Origin of the sequence: Legionella santicrucis (assembly GCF_001468135.1) — a bacterium.
Lineage (GTDB): Bacteria > Pseudomonadota > Gammaproteobacteria > Legionellales > Legionellaceae > Legionella > Legionella santicrucis.
Genome location: NZ_LNYU01000029.1, coordinates 12490 through 29282, shown reverse-complemented (window position 1 = coordinate 29282; position 16793 = coordinate 12490). Strand labels below are relative to the sequence as shown.

Genomic DNA, 16793 nt, shown 5'->3' with positions numbered 1-16793 from the left:
CTTAATACAGCTCTGATGCCAAGGCATACTGGTTTTGCTTATACAGGAAGAAGCGTGTGGTGTAAGAAGGCTTGATGATTTGCTCATCGCCTAAATGCGCGACATGTGCAAAAACATGAATAGGAACTTCAGCGTTGGGTAGTTGTTTGAACTCTTCTCCTAAGTTATCGAAGCTCACCTTATGATAAACTGGTTTTTGTATGGGGTGGTGTTGGCTTTGTTGATACAGTTGGCTGACTGTTAAACCTTGTTCAGGAATCGCGCTTTGCGACATCTTGGCAGTGGAACAGGCGTTTAAAGCCAGGCTAGCGCAAAGCATTATCAAAGTTTTTTTGTTGATGGTAACCATAATCTAATACTCTCCCTTCGTGTTCTTTATCAATGGCTATTGTTTGGCTGAAATGTAAACTGAGCTGATTAGGAATAAATCCTAAAGGACTGCGGATGCTGGCAGGGACAAAAACCATATCGAAACTGCCCTGGATTCTTTTTTCAAGCCAATCTGTAATCTTTTGGCTGCCTTCATTGATTGCACCACCAGCAGCAAAGTGAGCTAAATCTCCTGTAGGAGTAGTAGTTGCAGAACCCCCTTCAGCCTGATAACTCATTTGCCATTTAGACAAAGCTGTCCCTGCGCCTTGAATACCACCTGCAGCCATGAAGGCAGCTAAAACTCTAGGAGCATTTGTGATGTACTGGCCTTTGATACAGGGATTGCCGAATTGAGTGGTTAGGTAACCGATGCTGTCATTATTGACGAGCTCAGCTGAGCTTTTCATTTGCTCTTGGCCTATAGTCACAAAATGTCCATCTTCAAAGACAAATAAGGCTGAGGTGACATACGCACGAACACAACTGATATTATCCAGAAACGATCCGACACCAATGGAATAACCGCTGATTTTCATGCCGGTGATTTCTTCAGGTAGTTGCATCCCATTAGCGGTCATTAAATTACCTCGACTGATGATCGCAGTGAATGGGAATAGAGGTTGCATGAGTTTACCTTCTACAGGCACTTCACCGATTAAGGCTGATAAGAGTGTGATTTTGCTAAAATCACTGCCAGCAGGAATGGTATAAAACGGCGTTTTGGTTGGTCTCTCTTCTTTGGTGGATGTTTCAGGTTCTGTGAGGGTTTGGTTTTCTGTTGGGGCCTTATCAAGTAGAGTATCCAGATCTTTGATTTGTCCTGATTGTGGCGCAGGGCTGTCTTCCATTGGATAGGATTGTGATTGATGTGCGGTCAATGAAGTCAGTTGTTCTTTTAGTGCTTGCAGTTCTTCTTTTAGATTATGACTGACTTCTGGTTTGGGTTGTTTTAATTGTTTTTGTAGTAATTTGTTTTCTTTGTGTATTTGCACCATTTTCTTTTCTGTTTCTAGTAAGCGAGCAGAAACATCACGGATATTGTCATTAAATTGGCTTGCTATGGCTTCGCCAAAATTATTGGGATTTTGTGTGTTGTCACTAACAGGTATGCTATGACGGCTATTCATAAGAATCATAATCACCGCAAAGACCACAGAGCCTGCTAGAATTTTTATGCCATGATTTTTATTCATCGGCTGTACCTCGCGTGGTGAGTAAGTGCTGCTGCAAAAGGCTGATCAGATACTAAAATGACCGTAGTGCTTTCATGTCGACTGCGTGCGGGCAACTGATTTTTCGGATAGAAGCTAGCTGTTTGCCAATGCCCCATTAGTTTGGAAAATTGCAGACTCACTGGCATATTGAATAAGTTTTTCAAATCGACTGCGGTGACATAAAGATTGCCTCCACGCCAGGATGCTAATGGATGTGCTTCAATACTTGCTCCATAAAATAATGGAATGGTTTTATTAGTTTGCATGGGAGTACGATAAATCCCTTCTGGAATTTCTCTGACACGCTCTGGTGAGTACAATGCTTGAATAGCAAAACGAGTTAATTGAATGGCATTATATTCGTATTGATTAGCTCCAGAATTATGGGCACTTTGATGATCATCACTCAGGATTTCAATCGGAGTTGTGTTGATTGCCTTTTCATTGGCATTGAGGTTAAGAATTACCACTTCACCTTCAGGCAATAGCTGGACAATCAAACGAGAGTCTTTGAATGATTCTTTGGCTTTAAGATACAAACTGCCTTTGACTTTTAATATATCGAGGTTTGTACTCAACTGCTCATCAATAATTTTAATGGTTTGTGGAAACTGAACTAGTCTTTCTTTATTAAGCGGTAGCTCAATCGTTAGCGGAACTTTTTCCCAAACTAAATGCTCACTTTGTAGGGCAAAGCTTAAGTGCATAAAAATCCAACCCAGAGTAACAAGGGCAAGTTTAATGAGTCTCATGGTGTTCCTCCGTGTCGACCAGTAAATCCTGTAAACGTTCTTCAGGACGGGTATAACCATCTAGGGCTAATTGGAAAGGGTTGTGTAGGCGAGATAAGTTTAATTTGACTACGCGAAGATGATAGGCAACCACTTTGTCAGCAATGACCATAGCGGAGTTATCTTTTAGCCTTTGAGTAATGCGCAGTATTAATTTTACTTCCCAAGTATTTGGACCGATTTTTTGAATATCCTGCGGTTCCATAAAACGGTAGAGGCTTGCAATTTGGGTACGGTCAAACAATTGAGCGTTCTTATAAGCAGCCAGGGTTTCACGGAGTAACTGCTCATGACGCAGCGTGAAGTAATAATGAAACGCTTTAATGTTTTGAGTGAATTCATCTTTGCCCTTATTAGTCCAGCTGTATAGTGTTGGCATTAATGAAGTCACATATCCTTGCACGTATTCATTAGGAATGTCGCTTGCTTTCATGAGGCCGCCATTTGCAGCCATATCAGGGCTGAGCCAAAATTCATAGCGTTTAGGCATAGTTATTATGGTAATAATCAAAGCGAGAACCATGACTGATAACACCCCGATAAATACCAGCAGTAAACGGTTATGGTGTTGCAGACTGTCAATCTTTTTCCAGTATTCAAACATGAGGCTCTCCAACAGATTTATTCTTTTGCCATTGACCCTGATAATGAATCCAGGGTGAATGTTTGAGCCTTAATCGCACCATCCATTGAATAGTTTGTTTCATCACATAACCATGGGGTTTGCCCGCTTTGATGCGAGCAATTCCTTTTGGCCACACGGTAATAGATAGAATGAATCCAACCACAAAACCAATACAGCCAGAGGCTAGAGGAAACCCTACTAGTGATCCCAAAAGGATGAAGAACAAAGTAGTTACCGGGGTAGTGGTGATAACAATCCAAAACAACTCTCGAAGGCTTAAGCCTTTCCAAGCTGGGAAGTCATGTGACAGATGACGTGAAGAAGGCTGACTCATGATTACACCTCCTATATTCTGAACTTGGTAATCATGGTGTATCCCACATAACCAGAAGCGATGCTAATGGCTAAATACGTGATGCCCATTACGGCAAAAGTACCGAAAGCAACCATAGAACCTTCATTCTTTTTGGATTCTTCAATACCATGTTGTACTGTGGTAATGAATTTGATGAATGTAACCACTGCTGTAATGAACAGTAGTAATCCCAGACCTTGTTTGACGTAATTCCCTGTCACTGACATCATGCTTTTGGAGCCATCCCCGATGTTGTCCGCATCGGAAATCTTAGGGAACCAGACATCTGCCAGTATTATTGGGGCATAAAACAGACTGACCACACCAAGGTAGATTGAGCGAAGTTTTGTTTTCATGTTGTCTCCTTAACAAATAACACTAAAATGAAGAGCATCAGGCCAACTACGAGCCTGACGAGTCGAGAGCCAAGGCGCAGCAAGTAACCTTGTTGTTGTTTTTCCTCCGCGCCCATCATGTGGTTGATGGACCACATCACCGCGAGAATCACCAGGGATATGGCAATAAAGCGGATACAGCTGGAAAAGACATGAGCCGAGATGTTATTGCTTGCTTGTCTAAAGGTGGTGGCAAACATTCTGGCTATTTCGTCTTTACTCATTATGGTTTCCTCACAAAATCCATTTCCAACGCTTTTATCTTGCGAGGGGCAATGATGGGCTGGTTAATGTAATCAATCAGACCATTACGAATATTTAGTAAATCTTCTCGTAAGCCCGCATGATGTTTATTTTGTGCATCCTCAAATCCTTCAATTTGCAATTGGATACGGGCATTAGGTGTGATCTGAGTTTGCGCTTCATCAAGTAGAGGCATGATGGCGTTAATTTGGTTAATGATGCGTATTAAGGTTTCATTTAAATCTGGGTTATTAGCCCAGCTGTGTAGGCTAGTTGTCATTATGATTAAGGACAGTAATCGTTTCATGGTTTCTCCTTATAAATACTTTTTAAAGCGACTGGCTGTCATGGCTACCATTAAACCTATAAGTAAGCTGATAGGTACAAAGACATAAGCAGGTGTAATGCTGATGGGCAGGGCAAGCCAAAGTATCAGTAAAATTATTAATAATTTTTTCAAATAGTGATTGAGCCGATGGAAGACATAAGAGGACTCACGGCCTAAACAAGCAGTGCGTATGGCCCTTTGATTAAGACCATCAACAAGACCTGCAATCATCGTCAATGCAAATAGAGGCATAGCCGCAAACAAAATGACAAGTTTGATTAAGAGACATTGGCTGCTTAATAAAACCAGCTGAGAAAATTGTTGTAATTTTTCGAGTAAATATGCTGCAAACTCATTAATGGCTAATTTGTTTAAGTAAGGAATGGTTATCGCCAAGCTTGGTTTGATATCTAAGGGTAGATCTGCCAATAGAGAACCTTGATAAACAGGAGTAATAGCATTTCTTTGGGTGTTAACAAGGTCATTGACCATATCAAATGCAAATGGATAACCATGAAGCAGCCATTGGCTTACTGCCCATATAATTAGTGCCAACCATCCCAGAAACAGAACTACAGTTAATTGCATGGTCATTTTTCTCGAGTATTGCTTCACTGCCATACAGCCCCCTCAGCAATGATTAAGGGATAATGTGGCTCATGAATGTAGTTCAGTAGTGGATCAACATTGACTGGTAATAAAGGTAATTTGAACTTTTCTTGTAGCGCTACAATGCTTTCAAAGTCATTCACATTAGTGATAAAGCCTGTAGCTTGCATTGATTTTAATTTTTCTTGATGCTCTTCTAACCATTTGATGGACTCTCTATCTGCACCTATGACAAATACAGCTATGTTTAAGAGATCAGACTCCAATTTTTTGTTACTTACTTTACCCACGGTAGCTTTGCTTTTTGCGGGTACGCCAATCGGACTAGATAGATTTAGTCTCAAAGAAACATCGCTGTGCGATAAAGTTAAAGGAATCACATCCATGCTATGAACATTCATGGTGACTAACAGCAAGATCAAAATCCTAATCATTAAAATCTCCCTAAATCGATGACTTGCGACATTTTTCCATTGGTTAGTAATAGAAGGGGTGTTTGTTTCTTACTTAGATTTAATCCCTCATATTGTTGGCTACCTGGGTTAAGCGTAATTTGCTGATTGGTTACCAAATTGATGGGGAGTTGATGTCTATTGGCCCATAGTTGGATGGCACTGTTGTTCATATCCAGAAAGAGCAAATTGAGTCGAGTATTTGGTGTGCGATTAATCGCATCAATGAGTTGTAACAAAATCGTTGTTACCGAGTCATCAGGTCTTATAAAGAAATAGAGCGTTTCACCTTCTTTCAATTGAATGGGGTGATGTGCATAAGGTGAGTAAGGGGATGGATCAAAATTACCCACTACCGGTATATTCTCGAATAGTTGGTTATAAGCTTTAGAAAAAGCGTTGTTCCAAGCTATATTTTGCGCCACCTTTTGGGCTTCTTGCTTTGCTGCAACTTCTGCGAAATGCGCACGTTCAGTATCGTTTCTGGCATTAAGCCCAAGAATATCAACCGGTGTCATGCGCAGGTCTTTGTAGTAGATCCCACTTCGACTTTGCATTAATTGCAAATAACGTTTTTCTTCTGTCTCACTCAATCCCCAGGATTTGGCTTCTAATTTTTAGCTTTCGTTCAATTGCAGGTCTTTGTCTTCAGTGACTTCATCATGAAATTCAGCCAGACCGGCTTTATCCAGAGCATTATTAGCTCCATGCATAGATGGAGTGACAATTCCTGGGATATACAAACCGGCAATGGCGTGTTGTCCAAGAAATAACCCGATTGTCAATGTGGATAGCTTAATCATGACTCCCCCCTTGTTGATTCAAGCGAACCAGAACATGTGCTTTGCTAACATTTTCAAATTCTATAGTTTGCTTTGCGAAGTCGACTTCAAAGACTTTCCAACCGGCTAATGAATCGCCTTTTTCCACGGCTTGAGTTTTGTAGTGGTACGATATCGAGGCTACGGAAACCTCTTGAATACTATCTATGCTTAAAACATTAAATGGTAACTGGCTGGGAGGAAGCATTTTGACAGGCTGTTTCTTATCATCCAGGTGACGCAACAAGTCGGTAATGCTATCAAGTCGTTTTTTAATAGCGATTTGTTCGGTGGTAAATAATTCACCTAATTGATGATCGTCTTTGTTTTGTAACTGTTGAATGAATTCACCCATCTGTTTCAAATTTTGAGTGATAGGTGAAAAATCTGGTTGTTCAATTGGTTGTTTGAGTTGAGCTTGTACTGTGGTTAATCGTGCACCAAGTTCTTTAAGCTCGTGGTTATTAGTAGAAGGTTGGTTTTTTAGACATATAAACGCAAATAACAGCACATGCAACAAAAGTAGGCTTAGCCATTTAAGATCCAGATATTTTCTCATCTAGCTCTCCTTGCAATTAGGCTAAAATTGATTTCCCTTAACAGATCATCCTGTTTCAGTTTGAATAGATGCTGACCGACCAAAACAGTCAGACCATCCTCAATCGTTAAAGGACCTAAATTTCTGCTAACTTGGGGTAGTGGTTGTTGAAAAACTTGTTGTAGGCTTTCGCTTTGTTTTTCTTTAGGAGCAAGGTGATATCCTGAATAGCGCAGCCAGTAACTTACTGCTTCCCCTATGGTATGTATGGATAAAGGAAAATGCATCTGTTGAACTGCTTTTAAGGGATTAATCTGAGCAGTCAGAGGCTTATTGGAGACAGTAGCGTATCGGTTGATCTGTGTAACATTTCCTGCTTGGCTAGGTAACATTATGGTTAATAGCATGGCTATTGATATTATTTGTTGCATAAAGAACCTCCTGCTGAGATGATCTCAGCAATTAAATTAATCATCAGATGAAGGAAGTATGTTTTCATTCATTTTGTTTTGCTGTTTTAGGATAAATATTTCCTGACGATCGATATCGATATCAGGTGGTGCTTTGATGCCGAATGCAACCTGACCCCTACGGTGATATAAAAACGCAATTTCAATTTTTCCATTGTCGAGAAAAATACGTTCCCCAATTCGTCTTGTTAATACCAGCATGGTTACACTCCTATTAGTTATTTCATGTTTAAACATTGTTTTATCTTTTGAAGATGATGTTTGCCTGCTTCGAGATTTCTGGGTTTTTGTTCTGTGTGGGTAGGAGTTTTTAACCGTGCACGTTTTTCAAACAACCTACAGTATTCAATGAATTCAGGAAGGTTAGGGGGCAGGCGATTGCGACTACGGCAATATAACAATGCTTCTTTGATGATTGATTTATCAAAATCCCCCAATCCATCAGCCCATTCTTTTTTAAAAACATCTATTAAACCGCCTTCTTTATGCAGGCTACTCCAGGCATGGCCGTATATGGATGTAAAACGTATAAACAGTGTTTCGATCACCTTTTCAGCCAGTTTTCCCGCCTTTGAACTGGATGATGTTGTTACTGGATTCTGATGGACTGTTATCTTCGAAGTTGAAGTCAAAGTGGTCTGCTCCGTCTTTACAGGAGTCCCAGAGCAGTTCGACAGCGGATTGTTTTTTAGAACTTGTTGTATGCTTTGCATTCTCTATCTCCATTACTTCGGTTATCAGCTCATCATTCCAGCACTCTTGAGCTAGCCAGTTAGCAGGGTTTTTCCAATGTGGTACCCATAAACCAGCAGCTTGATGTGTATGATGATGTTCAATTTGGGAATTAAGGGATTGCAGGATTTTTATGAATAGTGTTTCATCGGGATTAACTTGTTTGAAGGCTTCCCAGGCTTTAAGTTGATCCCGACGTTGTGGATACTGTTGCCAAAATTGTTCAAAGGCTTTGCGCAAAAACACACAAGAAAGATCTGACTCATGAGGTGTGTCGGCTATTGTATTATTCTCTGTGTCGCCTTTTGAAAGATTATTGCTGCAATCTATTGAATTACCTGAGTAATTTGCATTGCTCTTTGTGTCTGGTTCCTGTGTCGGCTTTGTGTTGGGTTTATTTGGAACACAATAACTGATATCTGCTAAAAGGCATTTTAAAATAAGATGCTTATCACAAGATTGGATAGCGATAAGTCCAGCCCGCTCAAGTCCTTTAACAGCGCGACGAATTTGTTGGCGACTTGGACTACCAGAATCTTTAATGCCTTGATGAGGTTCTACATAAAGTATCTCTGATAGCGATTGATAACTGATCCCACGTTTAATCCCTACTATGAATGTTTTACGATCCATGTAAGGACGAATGCCTCTTAAATAAGTTATTTGCTGGAGATAGGAAAGCCCGCAAAGTGCATCCAATTCCTTGTCATTCACTGTAAAGTACATAAATAAATCGTTAGTCCTTAACTTAATGTCTAGCTCTCAATCAATTTTGTGATATCATTTTGAGAACTTAAGACGTGATATCAGCTCTATTTGAATATAATTACTCGTAACGAGTAATTAATTAATCTCAAATTAACACAATTCGAGTTAAAGTCAATGGCTGATTTAAATTTTTTTTACCAAAACGGCAGAATGGACATGAATATCAAAGAAAAGATTGGCCAAAGAATTATGGATGAACGCAAAGCCAAAGGATTGACTAGAAAAGCATTGGCCGAGTTGACTGGTGAATTGAAAACTTCACGGATTAACAACTATGAAAGGGGGGATCGCACCCCTGGACCTACTGAAATTAAGTTGTTGGCTGATGTTCTGGAAGTATCTGCTTCGTATCTGATGTGCCTAACTGATAGCCGTGAGGGGAAGATAAAAAAATCACCTGGTATGGGTGCATTGGTTCCTGTCATAGATTACAAACAAGCCGCTAATCCTATTGCTTGTATTCAGGAGATAACAGAAGAGATGGATGCAAAAGTTGATTTTGTCCCTATAAGTACAGCTATGAGTAAAAGTATCGGTAAAAATGCTTTTGCGTTACAAATAAAAGATGAAAGTATGGTACCTGAATTTAGGATGAAGGATTTAATCATTGTTGATCCTGATGCAACTCCTAAGCCTGGCGATTTTGTAGTGGCGCTAATTGATGGTGAGCAAGAAGTGATTATTAGGAAGTATAAGCAATTAACGGCATCTAAAGAGACTCAGCAATTTGAGTTAATTGCACTTAACGAGGATTGGGCTGATATTCGTGTTGGTTCCAACGAAATGCAAGCCCAGATCATTGGTTGTGGGATTAGTTTGCTTAGAGCATTAAAAATATAAAATATATTAACTATCAGGCAGTTTGAGAATTTGAACCAATTTATATAAAGTTTTTTTAAGTTTGGATTGATTAGCGTTAATTAAAGACGATTAAATTTTACTACTAGAATAATTGTGTGAATAGGGACGGTTAAGTCTAAATTCTATTTTTTTTTGGCAACGATTGTTTTATTTTCGTCACTAACAGATTTTCAAGAATTATTTGTATATCTTTATTAAATATCGTTATCCATTTCAAGAATCATATCTAAATATGTTAATACATAACAAATTTCTACGAAATTGTTCGACTGATTGATACTTATGTAGATTTAAACAACCAAAGCAGAATCATTACTCTTATTTTTAATGCAATAACTACCCAGTCTCCAATTACTCGAACGTAATCGTTGGGCAGGTACAAGCCTTCCGTATTTAAAAATCGGGCGTAAGGTGTTGCATCGCAAAAGTGATGTGTTGGGTTTTCTCCAACAACAAAAAATTTATTGTTCAACCAGTGATATAGGTCAATCGCAGGCATTAGTTAAGGAATAAATTTTATTAACAGTCCAAAGATAAAGCCAATTGGATTTCTATCTGGGGCTATTTCCATGAACTTTTGTTGGAGAAATTTTATGGCATTTAACCAAGTTATTACATTACCTCATACTAAAACTTGCCCAGTTGTTTGTGAGTATGCCGGCGGTCATTTCAAAGTAAGTGATAAAGGCTTAACATTTAATGGCACGGATAAAGATGGGCAATCAATTGCCTCCACGTTGGATATGTTCACCACTGTATGGTGTGGCTAAAACCCGAGATGCTAAAAGCGGTGAAGGGGGACGGTTACTCGAATGGCAAGATGATGATAATGTTACTCATCAATGGGCAATGCCATTAGCTTTATTGCAAGGTGATGCTTCTGAAGTTAGACGAGAACTAGCAAGACTAGGTTTAGCAATATCACATAATAGACAAGCAAGGGATTTATTGATTTTCTACTTACAAGTAGTTCCTATCGAAGACCGTGCACATTGTGTCGATAATTTGGGCTGGTATGGCGATGTTTTTCTTACTGTAAATGGTGCTATTGGCGATGCAAATGCAAAAGTAGTCTTTCAAAATACCCATGTTATTGAACCTGCTTTATCTTGTGCAGGAACAGTAGAGGAATGGCGAGATTCAATAGGACGGATGGCTTTAGGTAACTCCAGTTTAATTTTTCCGATAGCTACGTTTGCACCAAGTTTAGCTAAGCTTGCTTGTGAGGATTCTAATTCGAATGGACTAGAAGGACTAGCTGCTTTGCATAATGATTGATTATTGATTCTTGATGAGCTTAGCCAGATTGATCCCCAAGAAGCAGGCGAAGCTGCATACCTGTTAGCTAATGGGCAGGGAAAAACACGAGCGACTCGATCAGGAACAGTCAGATTATCGATTAGTTGGTCGTTACTTTTTCTTTCAGCAGGGGAAGAATCACTAGCCTGACTCATGGCAAAAGCAGTGCTTCGGGCTAATGTTGGCCAAGAAATAAGGCTAGCTGATATTGAAGCAGATGCCGGTGCAGGAATGGGACTGTTCGAACGGTTACACAATCATCCTAATCCTGCTTCTTTAGCCATAAATTTAAATGAAAATGCGAATCGTTTTTATGGAGCAGTAGGAATGAAATGGTTAGAAAACCTAGTTTCCAACCGCCAAATGCTTATTCCCATCATGAGTAATAGAATCAAGCAATTTGTTGATAACGTGATAAACCAAGAGGCTACAGGTCAGATCACAAGAGTAGCCAGACGCTTTGCACTTGTGGCCACTGGCTAGCGAGAGTTTGCTATAACGCCCAAAATTATAGAAGGAAAATGGTCTAAAATAAGAACAGATGATTCAATTAGTGTTATATGGCTTTAAGAAAAGGAATTTTATGGATTATGAAGCGGAGTTTAATGGTTGGGAAAAATTAAAAATTAAAGATTTGATCGTTGCCTATAGAAAGGCTAAAGCAGATTGTTTTTTTGAAAACATATTTCCAACTTCAGGAAATTTCGCAGAGTATGAAAGGAATTTAATAGGAAATTTAAAAGAATTATTAAAGAATCTTCAATTGCAAAATGGGTTTGAAAATATTGAAGAGCTTTTGGGTACCCCGAGACTATTACCAAAAAAATTAAAGTTAGAGCCTAAAAAAGATCAAAAAAATGGTCATGTTCATTTCTCTAAACCAATAAAAGAGTTTGAAAGCATAAAAATAAATAATGAATTACAAGCTGAGTTTAGAGTGATTGGTGATTTTCCTGTTAACGCTCATATTCTTTCATCACTTTGGATAAACATGATTGGTCATAAATTTGACGCAATCCTTAGTAAGTCATCTTATGGTTCAAGACTTCGCAGAACTCGAGACAGCGATAATAAAAAAAATGCATTTCACATATCAGCGATTGGCTCATTTGAACCATATTTTCACCCTTATCAAAAGTGGAGAAAAGATGGTTTAAAAAATATTAGAAATAATCTAAATGATAGTAATGATGTTATTGCAGTGTCGTTGGACTTCAAGTGCTTTTATCATAATATTGATCCTTTATTTATATCATCAGATGGTTTTTTAAAAGAACTTGGAGAAGGGCTTAAATTATCAAAAGAAGAAAAAGAATTTAATTTGCAAATGAGCAAATTTTTGAAAAAATGGTCTGATAAAGCTAGTTATTTTGCCAATTCATTATCGAAAAGTAAGGACACCGTTAGAGGTGGACTTGTGGTTGGGCTTACTGCCACTCGCATAATATCAAATATTCTGTTGTACAAATGGGACGAGTTAATAAAGGAAAAAATAACACCGATATACTATGGTCGGTACGTTGATGATCTATTTTTAGTTCTTTCAAATCCTGGAACGGTTAATAATATTAATAAACTAATGAAATACTTACAAAAAAAAATGGGCCGTGCTTGTATTAAATTTGATAAAAATAATGAAATGTGGGAGGTAAATCTGGGAGCAAATTATCAAAAAAAATCTCTTATTCAATTTCAAACTGATAAACAGAAACTATTTATTTTAGAGGGGCAAGCAGGATGTGATTTAATAAATAGTATAGAAAAGGAAATGCATGAGTTATCAAGTGAGTATCGACTTATGCCGGTTCCTGATCAGTTAGAACAATCAACTGCTGCACGAGTTCTTTCAGCTTCAAGTACTACTAGAGAGCAAGGAGATACACTACGTCGGGCAGATGGTTTGACAATAAGACGTTTGTCTTGGTCTCTGCAGTTGAGGCATGTTGAGATGCTGGCAAAAGATCTTCATAAAAAAGAATGGGAAAATGAACGTGCTGAATTTTATCAATTTGCATATAACCATATACTAAGGCCAGATAGAATTTTTGATAACTATATTTATTTGCCTAGATTGTTGGGTTTCGCTATAAGCATGAATGATTGGGAAAGCGCATTAGCTATTATTATTCGATCATTTGAGTCTATTGAACTGTTAGGTCAAGTTTCAGGAATCAATCGTGCTATATGTATTAATAGTTGTGAAATTAACGCTAAAAAAGAAGTTTGGCAGCAAATCCTAATCAGTTTGGCAAAAAGCCTTATTGAGTCGGTATCTAAATATTTAAATTTAAGTAATTTTTTAGGCGTGAACGAATTTAACTATTTTTCTAAACAAGCAGAAAAAGTAATTCAAAAGATTTTGGAAAAGTCAGACTCACATTTCACTCATTTGGATATTTTAGAAAAATCAAAGAAAATGTTGGTATCTGATTTGGCAAATACACCCTATAAGTCCTTTTTAACCCAAAACCATGCAGTTAGCCTATTAAACCAATTCGATATAGAAAACGAAAATGAGATATTTGATGAATTTCAAAATATCCGTTTATTGGAAATTGAAACTTTAAAAGAATTTTTAAATAAACGAAGAAAAATAATTCATAATGTGAATGTTTTTAGTCCTTTTCTTTTTCCTACCAGACCCTATACACCGGAAGAAATTGCTGATATTTCACCAGAATGTGTATGGCCTATCAAATCAATGAAAAAAACACCAAGAACAATCTGGGCTAAATATGTTCAAGTCCTTAGAGGGGTGTGGATTAAGCCTGCGGCTCTATTTGAAGAAGACAATTCGAATAATAGTCGAATGCTAAAAATTGGTAATCTAAGGAAAAATAAAATTATTGTGGCGATTACAAATTTATATTTATCAGAATCAGAAATAGCACACTCTGCATGTGAAAAGCCCTCTTTAACGCTTAAGCGTTATAAGCGAATTGCAAAGTTAGTTAACGATGCCATTCATTTAACAACTCGTCCTGACTATTTGATTTTTCCAGAACTCTCGATTCCAATAGAGTGGATACCTAGTATTACAAATCGTTTATTAATATCTGGTATTAATTTGATAGCTGGGACTGAATATAGACATAAAAAAAACAATAAAATTGTTAGTGAGGCTTGTTTAAGCTTGATAGATAATAGTTTAGGATACCCCTCGTCAATTAGAATATGGCAATCAAAGTTACAACCTGCTGTTGAAGAAGAACGCGTTCTTTTATGGAAGCCTGGAAAAACATGGTGGAAAGATCCGAGAAGTATTCGAAATCCTATTTATAATCATAATAATTTTCATTTTGGAGTAATGGTTTGTTCTGAGTTGCAAAATTCAAAAGCACGGGTTAGTTTTCAAGGAGGGATTGACTCTTTAATGATACTCTCATGGAATAAAGATATTGAGACTTTTTCTAGCTTAGTTGGGTCAGCTGCCTTAGATATTCATGCTTATATCGTTATGGTTAATAATCAAAAATATGGAGACAGTAGAGTTAGGGTGCCAAGTAAGCAATCATTTAAACGTGATTTGGCGAGACTTCGAGGGGGGAGGAATGATTTCTTAGTTGCTGTTGAATTAGATATAGATGCTCTTCGTGCTTTTCAATCTAGAGCTAAACGATGGACTCATGACGAAGATTTATTTAAGCCAGTACCAGAAGACTACATTATTTCACCAACACGCATAATAAAACCATCTAGTTAAATCTACCATAACTACTTGCTGTTGTGTGTTGTCCTTATTGGTGACTCCACTAGGACTTGAACCTAGAACCAACGGATTATGAGTTATAAATTTAAAAAATGGTCTTAGGGATTTCACTTCAAACCTCGACACATTCGACACGTAAAACTTAAGGTTTGATTGATTTTCGACAAAACCAAGACTGGGATTAGCTCCCAGGACAAGACTCGAACTTGTGACCTAATGATTAAAAGTTATTAGATCCCAATCATTATAATGAAATATTGAAATAAATCGCAAGCCTTTTCTGGGCCTAAAAACTCCTTTCCAGCCAAGGCTTGGCTAAGCATCAAGGGACTCACTTTAAGTATTTGAGCCAGCCCTTTACAGTCCAATTCACTGTAAGAAAGAATATAATCAATCAAATATTTCTGAGCATCTTTTTTTAATTTAAATTTAACATCAATCAGGGGTTCTGAAATCTCGGTAAAACATCCCATGTAGCAACCTCATTTTCAAATTATTAGGGTTATGTTTAAACGCATATAGTAGAACATAACCTCAGATTCGAAAAAATTAGTTTTTTTATATGGAAAAGTGCTGAGGTAAAATGTATTTTTGAGTAATTTGTTGGCATATTTCCTTATGTCCTATTGTAATTTCATCCTGCTGTTATGAATGCTGCAGATTCTTTATCTTGTTCGATAATCGGATTAATCTTTTTTGAAATTAAATATAAGAAAACTACTCCTACCAAGGCCCAGCTTCCTAATTGGTTAAATACATGCGAATAATCTCCATTAGTCACCAAGGGATTAGTTGCTTGTGATTTCATCATTGCATTGGAAAAGTAATGAGATAATGACGCAGAAACACCTGAAACCATCATCCAAGTTCCCATCAAAATGCCTTGGAGCTTAGGTGGAGATATTCTGCCGATCATAGCATATCCCACTGGCCCAATAAGTAATTCAGCCAGGGATTGAGTAATAAAATGACCTATTATCCAGTAGATACTTGTATAGCCAAGATCATTGGCAAATATAATGCCGCTGGATAATAAAAAGAATGAGCAGGCTAAGATACCAAAAGCCCAGACAAATTTGGTCGCGACTGAAATTTTGAAGCCTTTTCTCTGAAATTTATTCAATAACATGGATAACAGTGGTGCACCTAAAATAATGACAATTGCATTGATATTTAAAATCCATTGTGTAGCTAATTCATAATTGGATACATGCCTATCGACATTGTTTTTAATGAATAGAGTGATACCCATAGGACCCGTGTAATAAATCATCCAAAAAAGAATAGAAGTGATTGTTAAAATTAAAAAGGTCATGATTTTTTGTTTATCTATCATGATTTTTTGTTTCAATCCTAAAAACAGGATGACAAAAAACATAACAATACTTAAGCCTACCACAGCACCATTACTTAGGTGAGCAGAATGAAAACAGAGTAGCGTGAAGGGGATAAGAAACAGTATGAGAACATAACCAATCCATTTCTTTTGAAGGACTGCGGATGTGTTTTTTATTTTTGCCAAAGCTGTATCATTATCTTTCAGATTAGGCCAATATACCCACATTAAAAAGAGGGTAACTATATTAGGTATTAAGCTTGCATAAAATAAATTTTGATATTGATTCGAATAATCAAAAAATCCACTAACCATAAATCCAGCGCAAAATCCAACGTTCATCGCTGCATAGCTTAAGAAAAATGCAGTATCTCGACGATGATCTTCCGGGGCAAATTGTTGAGTCAAAATACTGTTATAGGCAGTGGTACCTAACCCACAACCAACTAAAAATAAGCTTAATCCTAAATAAAGAAGAGATATTTGAGAAAGTGCCAGTAATAGGATGCCAATACTTTGTATGACGGTAGTTATAAAAAATAAACTTCGATTACTGATATACTGTCCTCCAATAATGCCACCCAATAGATGCAAGACATAATTAAAAGCTAAAAATAATCCTACAATACTGTTTGAAAGTGTATGAGACAAACCTAATTGCTTTGTAAGAAATAATGAAAGTGACGAATAAAGAATTGCAAATGCAAAGGTTGAAAAAGCTTGGATAAGATAAAGGGGCATAGCTCCTTTAGGCATCTTTTCTAATGACTTTAACATAAAAAACTCTTCCTTAAGTCTAATAAAGTTGGTGACTCTATCATTAAAAATCACTAAGATTAAGCTCTATAAACATTTTTATATGTTTTAAAAATTTA

General features: G+C 37.5%; 19 protein-coding genes and 3 pseudogenes. 4 read left to right on the top strand and 18 right to left on the bottom strand.

Annotated elements, in window-relative coordinates; translation table 11 throughout:
- Window position 1 precedes the first annotated feature (1 nt).
- The 16 genes and pseudogenes from Lsan_RS06955 to Lsan_RS06880 all read right to left on the bottom strand — a co-directional run bounded on the left by Lsan_RS06955 (window position 2) and on the right by Lsan_RS06880 (window position 8671).
- Window positions 2-349 (bottom strand): TIGR03751 family conjugal transfer lipoprotein, encoded by a 348-nt coding sequence (locus Lsan_RS06955; protein WP_058513785.1) that lies wholly within the window; start codon window positions 347-349, stop codon window positions 2-4.
- Window positions 306-1565: a TIGR03752 family integrating conjugative element protein gene (locus Lsan_RS06950; protein ID WP_058513784.1), complete on the bottom strand. Its 1260-nt coding sequence runs from the start codon at window positions 1563-1565 to the stop codon at window positions 306-308. Before Lsan_RS06950 ends, Lsan_RS06955 begins: the two co-directional genes overlap by 44 nt.
- Window positions 1562-2338 (bottom strand): TIGR03749 family integrating conjugative element protein, encoded by a 777-nt coding sequence (locus tag Lsan_RS06945; protein WP_058513783.1) that lies wholly within the window; start codon window positions 2336-2338, stop codon window positions 1562-1564. Before Lsan_RS06945 ends, Lsan_RS06950 begins: the two co-directional genes overlap by 4 nt.
- Window positions 2325-2981 carry a DUF2895 family protein gene (locus Lsan_RS06940; protein ID WP_058513782.1) on the bottom strand — a complete coding sequence of 219 codons (657 nt, stop codon included), beginning with the start codon at window positions 2979-2981 and terminating at the stop codon, window positions 2325-2327. The genes Lsan_RS06945 and Lsan_RS06940 overlap by 14 nt, the downstream gene beginning before the upstream one ends.
- Entirely contained in the window at window positions 2974-3336 is a 363-nt protein-coding gene (locus tag Lsan_RS06935) for a TIGR03750 family conjugal transfer protein (protein WP_058513781.1), read from the bottom strand. Before Lsan_RS06935 ends, Lsan_RS06940 begins: the two co-directional genes overlap by 8 nt.
- An 11-nt stretch (window positions 3337-3347) precedes the next feature.
- On the bottom strand, window positions 3348-3713 hold the full coding sequence (locus tag Lsan_RS06930) for a hypothetical protein (protein WP_058513780.1): 366 nt from the start codon (window positions 3711-3713) through the stop codon (window positions 3348-3350).
- Entirely contained in the window at window positions 3710-3976 is a 267-nt protein-coding gene (locus tag Lsan_RS06925; protein WP_058513779.1) for a hypothetical protein, read from the bottom strand. The genes Lsan_RS06930 and Lsan_RS06925 overlap by 4 nt, the downstream gene beginning before the upstream one ends.
- Window positions 3976-4302: an RAQPRD family integrative conjugative element protein gene (locus Lsan_RS06920; RefSeq protein WP_058513778.1), complete on the bottom strand. Its 327-nt coding sequence runs from the start codon at window positions 4300-4302 to the stop codon at window positions 3976-3978. The genes Lsan_RS06925 and Lsan_RS06920 overlap by 1 nt, the downstream gene beginning before the upstream one ends.
- A 9-nt stretch (window positions 4303-4311) precedes the next feature.
- Window positions 4312-4944: a TIGR03747 family integrating conjugative element membrane protein gene (locus tag Lsan_RS06915; RefSeq protein WP_058513777.1), complete on the bottom strand. Its 633-nt coding sequence runs from the start codon at window positions 4942-4944 to the stop codon at window positions 4312-4314.
- Window positions 4935-5366 (bottom strand): PFL_4695 family integrating conjugative element protein, encoded by a 432-nt coding sequence (locus Lsan_RS06910; RefSeq protein WP_058513776.1) that lies wholly within the window; start codon window positions 5364-5366, stop codon window positions 4935-4937. Before Lsan_RS06910 ends, Lsan_RS06915 begins: the two co-directional genes overlap by 10 nt.
- A pseudogene (locus Lsan_RS06905) lies at window positions 5366-6187 on the bottom strand (TIGR03759 family integrating conjugative element protein). The gene Lsan_RS06910 and the pseudogene Lsan_RS06905 overlap by 1 nt, the downstream one beginning before the upstream one ends.
- The gene (locus Lsan_RS06900; protein WP_058513775.1) at window positions 6180-6764 is read right to left on the bottom strand and encodes a hypothetical protein; all 585 of its coding nucleotides are present in this window, start codon (window positions 6762-6764) and stop codon (window positions 6180-6182) included. Before Lsan_RS06900 ends, Lsan_RS06905 begins: the two are co-directional and overlap by 8 nt.
- A complete protein-coding gene (pilL2, locus tag Lsan_RS06895) occupies window positions 6761-7174 on the bottom strand; it encodes a PFGI-1 class ICE element type IV pilus protein PilL2 (RefSeq protein ID WP_058513774.1) in 414 nt (137 codons plus the stop codon). Before pilL2 ends, Lsan_RS06900 begins: the two co-directional genes overlap by 4 nt.
- A 36-nt stretch (window positions 7175-7210) precedes the next feature.
- Window positions 7211-7414, bottom strand: coding sequence for a carbon storage regulator (locus Lsan_RS06890; protein ID WP_058513826.1), 204 nt, complete (start codon window positions 7412-7414; stop codon window positions 7211-7213).
- 17 nt (window positions 7415-7431) lie between these two features.
- On the bottom strand, window positions 7432-7761 hold the full coding sequence (locus tag Lsan_RS06885; RefSeq protein WP_058513773.1) for a hypothetical protein: 330 nt from the start codon (window positions 7759-7761) through the stop codon (window positions 7432-7434).
- A gap of 4 nt (window positions 7762-7765) precedes the next feature.
- Window positions 7766-8671: a hypothetical protein gene (locus tag Lsan_RS06880; protein ID WP_058513772.1), complete on the bottom strand. Its 906-nt coding sequence runs from the start codon at window positions 8669-8671 to the stop codon at window positions 7766-7768.
- Window positions 8672-8863: 192 nt separating this feature from the next.
- On the opposite strand from Lsan_RS06880, the gene Lsan_RS06875 reads away from it, so the two are divergent.
- The 4 genes and pseudogenes from Lsan_RS06875 (at window position 8864) to Lsan_RS06860 (ending at window position 14576) form a co-directional block, all read left to right on the top strand.
- Window positions 8864-9553: a LexA family protein gene (locus Lsan_RS06875; protein WP_237762070.1), complete on the top strand. Its 690-nt coding sequence runs from the start codon at window positions 8864-8866 to the stop codon at window positions 9551-9553.
- Between the two features lie 363 nt (window positions 9554-9916).
- Window positions 9917-10087: pseudogene (locus Lsan_RS22895) on the top strand (DNA-binding protein); the annotation flags it as partial.
- An 80-nt stretch (window positions 10088-10167) separates the two neighbouring features.
- Window positions 10168-11347, top strand: a pseudogene (locus Lsan_RS21470) (DUF927 domain-containing protein); the annotation flags it as partial.
- Between the two features lie 109 nt (window positions 11348-11456).
- The gene (locus Lsan_RS06860; protein WP_058513769.1) at window positions 11457-14576 is read left to right on the top strand and encodes an RNA-directed DNA polymerase; all 3120 of its coding nucleotides are present in this window, start codon (window positions 11457-11459) and stop codon (window positions 14574-14576) included.
- Between the two features lie 236 nt (window positions 14577-14812).
- Here Lsan_RS06860 and Lsan_RS06855 read toward each other — a convergent pair whose 3' ends face one another.
- Window positions 14813-15055, bottom strand: coding sequence for a hypothetical protein (locus Lsan_RS06855; RefSeq protein ID WP_058513768.1), 243 nt, complete (start codon window positions 15053-15055; stop codon window positions 14813-14815).
- A gap of 161 nt (window positions 15056-15216) precedes the next feature.
- On the bottom strand, window positions 15217-16695 hold the full coding sequence (locus tag Lsan_RS06850) for a peptide MFS transporter (protein ID WP_058513767.1): 1479 nt from the start codon (window positions 16693-16695) through the stop codon (window positions 15217-15219).
- Window positions 16696-16793 lie beyond the last annotated feature (98 nt).